The following is a 4,243-nucleotide window of genomic DNA, read 5'->3' on the forward strand; positions in this document are numbered from 1 at the left end:
ATGTGTATAAGAGACAGGTGCGGGGCGCGCGTTGATCGTCTCGATCGCTTCGTCGAGGGTGCCGTAGCCCTGCACTGCCAGCACCGGGCCGAAGATCTCCTCATCGGCGAGGCGCATGGTTGCGTCGACGCCGCGCACGATGGTGGGGGCGATCTTGCGCGAGCTGCGATCCGGGAGTGCCTCGCCGGCGGGCGCGACGGTCTCAACCTCGGCGCCGCACCGGCGAGCGTCCTCGATCAGGCCCAGCACGCGGTCGAAGTTGGCGATGTTGACGCTTGAGCAGTAATCGTCGTTGGCCAGGATCGTCGGGAACATCGCCTGCAGGGCCTGGCGGGCCGCATCGACGAAGGCGTCCACCTTGTCCTCGGGCACCAGAACACAGTCCGGACACACGCAGACCTGGCCGCCGTTGACCATTCGAGCCGACGCGATCCGCTTTGCCGCGCGCGCGATGTCGGCGTCGGGCGCCACCACGACGGGGTTCTTCCCGCCCAGTTCCAAAGTCACCGGGACCAGGTTGTCCGCGGCGGCGCGTTGCACCAGTGCCCCCACCGTCGGTGAACCGGTGAAGAAGACATGATCGAACGGCAGACCGGCGAACGCGGCCGCCACGTCAGCGCCGCCCGTGACGACGGCGAACTCGTTCTCGTCGAAGTACTCCGGCGCCAGCTGCGCCATCAGATCGGCAGTGCACGAGGTGATCTCGGACATCTTTACCATCACCCGGTTGCCCGCCGCGAAGGCCGCTGCCGCCGGCACCACCACCAGTTGCAACGGGAAATTCCACGGCCCGATGATGCCCACCACGCCAAGCGGACTGGGTTGCACCTCGGCACGCAACCCGACCAGCCGGGCCGCACGTAGCAGCTTGCTGGGACGCATCCATTGTCGAACATGCGATCTGGTGTGCTCGACCACGGGAATCATGCCGATCATCTCGGTGGCCAACGAGGCCGCCCGAGACCGAGTGCCGAAATCGTGCTCCATCGCCTGTGTGAAGGCCTCCACGTTGTCCAGAACCATCATCATCAGCCGGTCGATGCGGTTGCGCCGGACCGCGAGACTGGGCGGCCCGTCGTCGGTGAAGGAGCGCCGCTGCTTCTCCAGCAGATCTGCCAAGTCGGTGGTCACGACAGGTCCAACGGCCCGTTCTGGGCCACGGTCTGCAACTGTCCCAGTTCGACGCCGCGGTCGGCGGCGGCAGCGATGCAGGCCGCAACGTCCTTGCGCATGAAGGGTGCAACGACTTCGGCGAAACTTGCCACACCGCCGGCCGACTGCACGTACCCCGCTGCCCGGCTGCCGCCGCTGCACTGCTCCAGCGCCTCGAACAGGCTGGCGTCGCGCACTCCGAGGGCCTTGGCCAACTCGACCGCGGCGGCCACCAGCTGCGCGTTGGCCGCAAAGAGCACGTTGTTGATCAACTTGAGGTTCAAGGCGGTGCCCAGCCCGCCGGTGTGGATCACCGGGTCGGCGTAGGACGCCAGCACCGGCCGCGCCCGGGCCACCGCGTCGTCCGGGCCGCCGAGCAGCACAGTGAGCGTTCCCGCCTCGATGTCGTGGGCGCCGCCGCTGACCGGGGCGTCCACCAGCACCGGGCCGTCCGGAAATTGCTCCGCGAGGCCGGTCAGCGTGCTCACCGTGCCCGTGGTGTGGGAGACCACGACGGCGCCGGAGTCGGCATGGGCGATCAGTCCGTCGGCACCGGCGGCTACCTCGAGCAGTTGCGCGTCGGAGAACAGGCAGCTGATCACCACGCCGGCATCACGGGCAGCCGCGGCGACAGACTCCACCGGCACGGCGCCCGCGGCCGCGAGCCGTTCCCGCACCTCGGGTCGTCGCGCGTACACCTGAACCCGGTAGCCGGCGGCGGCCAGGCGCCGCACCATGGGCTCGCCCATCCTGCCGGCGCCGACGAACCCGACAATCTCGCCCTTTGCGCTCATTCTCGGCTCCTCAAAGGCAGCTTTCGGCCGTTCCGATGGCGCCCACCGTAGCATTGTCGACCTCCGCCGAATTCGTTACAGTCGTGCTTACTGTCGTTATTTCGGGTACATCAGAAGGTGGCGAGGATGCACCACCCGCAGCCCCGAGAGGAAGCCATGACGCTGGACTCGTCACCTGCCACCCCTACATCGCCGCACCCATACCATCGGCTCGACATCTCCGAAACTGAGTTCTGGGGCAAGGACTTCCGGACCCGGGACGAGAGCTTCGCAACGCTGCGCGACGAGCCCGGCCTGACCTGGCACCGGCCGTTCGACGCCGTATTCCCCCACCAGGAGACCGGATACTGGGCAGCGACCCGGCACGCCGACGTCAAGTTCGTCAGCCAGCATGAAGAGCTGTTCTGTTCCCGCGAGGGCGTCAGCGTCGATCCCATGCCGGCCGAGATCCAGCGCAACATGACGTTCTTCCTGGCGATGGACCCGCCCGACCACACCCGGTATCGCAAGCTCATCAGTTCAGGGTTCACGCCCCGGCAGGTCCGGCGCATCGAGGAGCAGATCAAAGCCAACTCCCGCAGCATCGTCGACGACCTGCTGGCCCAATTGCGCAGCGGCGACCAGATCGACTTCGTCGCAAGCTGCTCGGGCCTCCTGCCGATGCGCACCGTCTCGGACATGATCGGCATAGACCTGGCCGACCAGCAGAAGGTGGCCTATGCCGCCGAATGTCTGTTCAGCAGCAGCGACGAGGAGTACGCCTCGCTGGAGGAGCGGGCCGTGCACGTCATGACGCAGCTGGGCGTGCTGGCCGGCTCCGGCGTCGAATTGGCCCAACGCCGCCGGGCCGAACCGCACGATGACCTGATGACCGAGCTGGTCAACGCCGAGGTCGACGGCCACCGGCTGACCGACGCCGAGCTCGGTTCGTTCATGGTCTTGCTGGGATCTGCCGGAAACGACACCACCAAGCAGGCCACCACCCACGCCTTCAAGGCGCTCGTCGAGCATCCCGAACAGCGCGCCTGGCTGCTGGCGGACTACGACAATCGGATCGGCGGGGCGGTCGAGGAGTTCGTGCGCTGGGCGACACCGGTACTCGCCTTCGCCCGCCACGCAGTGGTCGACACCGAGGTCGCCGGGACCGAGATCAAGGCCGGCGAGAAGGTGGCGCTGTTCTACTGCTCGGCCAATCGCGACCAGACCGTGTTCGAGCGCCCGCATGAATTCGACATCACCCGCACCACCAACCCGCACCTGGGTTTCGGCGGCGGCGGGGCGCACTACTGCCTGGGAACCCATGTGGCCCGGATGGAATTGCGGCACCTGTTCTACGAGCTGCTCACCCGCTTGCCCGAGGTCACCCTCGGCGAACCGGAGTACCTGCAGAGCACCTTCGTGCACGGCATCAAGCGCATGCCCATCAGGCTGGCCTGAATTGATATCGGCAAACGGGAGGCAGTCCGTGGAGAGCCCGGTCGACGACATCGCTGCCGCACTCGACAAGCCGGCCGGCTACCTGCGGGACCCCTACCCGTACTTCCGCCGCCGGCGAGACGGACTTGGGGTTTTCCCCGGGACGGTCATGGACTACTCCAAGACCCCCGCGTCGCTTCGACCGGAGAACCAGTTCGCCGCAGTGTCCTTCGAGGCGGTGAACCAGGTTTTCCGGGAAGCGGATTCGTTCAACTCGCACAGCTACGACGTCACCATCGGCTTGTTCATCGGGCCGACGATCCTGGCCATGGAGGGCGAGCGGCACCGCAAACATCGCAACCTGGTCTCCTCGGCGTTCAAACGCAAGTCGCTGGTGCACTGGGAGCCGGAGGTGGTCCGGCCCGTGTGCACCGCGCTGATCGATGAGTTCATCGATGCCGGAGCGGCCGACCTGGTGTCCGGGTTCACCTTCGAGTTCCCCACCCGGGTCATCGCCAAGCTGCTGGGGCTTCCCGAGGAAGATCTGCCCTGGTTTCGCCAGCGGGCCATCGAGCTGATCAGCTACACCGTCGCCTACGAGCGGGCTTTCACCGCGTCGGCCGAACTCAAAGAATACTTCCTGACCCAGATGGACAAACGCAAGTCCGCGCCCACCGACGACATCATCGGTGACCTGGTCACAGCTGAAGTCGACGGCGAGAAGTTGACCGAAGAAGCGATCTTCTCCTTCCTGCGCCTGCTGTTGCCGGCCGGCCTGGAAACCACCTACCGGGCGACCGGCAACCTGCTGCACCTGCTGCTGACCCACCCCGACCAGTTCGCCGCGGTGCGGGCCGACCACGATCTGATCCTGTCTCTTA

General features: G+C 66.6%; 4 protein-coding genes. 2 read left to right on the top strand and 2 right to left on the bottom strand.

Translation table 11 applies throughout. The features are described from left to right. Together LI92_RS20045 and LI92_RS20050 are read right to left on the bottom strand one after the other, a co-directional pair. On the bottom strand, nucleotides 1-1,110 hold a 1,110-nt coding region (locus LI92_RS20045; RefSeq protein ID WP_046322026.1), incomplete at its 3' end, for an aldehyde dehydrogenase family protein. Between the two features lie 17 nt (nucleotides 1,111-1,127). Beyond that, nucleotides 1,128-1,946, bottom strand: a complete 819-nt coding sequence (locus LI92_RS20050; RefSeq protein ID WP_046322023.1) for an NAD(P)-dependent oxidoreductase — start codon at nucleotides 1,944-1,946, stop codon at nucleotides 1,128-1,130. Nucleotides 1,947-2,102: 156 nt separating this feature from the next. Here LI92_RS20050 and LI92_RS20055 point away from each other — a divergent pair, with 156 nt between their 5' ends. Both LI92_RS20055 and LI92_RS20060 read left to right on the top strand, forming a co-directional pair. Next, on the top strand, nucleotides 2,103-3,383 hold the full coding sequence (locus tag LI92_RS20055) for a cytochrome P450 (RefSeq protein WP_046322024.1): 1,281 nt from the start codon (nucleotides 2,103-2,105) through the stop codon (nucleotides 3,381-3,383). 28 nt (nucleotides 3,384-3,411) lie between these two features. After that, nucleotides 3,412-4,243: cytochrome P450 family protein (locus LI92_RS20060; RefSeq protein ID WP_046322025.1), on the top strand; the 832-nt coding region annotated here is incomplete at its 3' end.

This window comes from Mycobacterium sp. UM_Kg1, assembly GCF_000972925.1.
Classification (GTDB): domain Bacteria; phylum Actinomycetota; class Actinomycetes; order Mycobacteriales; family Mycobacteriaceae; genus Mycobacterium; species Mycobacterium hiberniae.

Coding starts and splice junctions, on each gene's coding strand:
- LI92_RS20050 (WP_046322023.1), bottom strand. CDS start 1,946: ATGAGCGCAAAGGGCGAGATTGTCGGGTTCGTCGGCGCCGGCAGGATG.
- LI92_RS20055 (WP_046322024.1), top strand. CDS start 2,103: ATGACGCTGGACTCGTCACCTGCCACCCCTACATCGCCGCACCCATAC.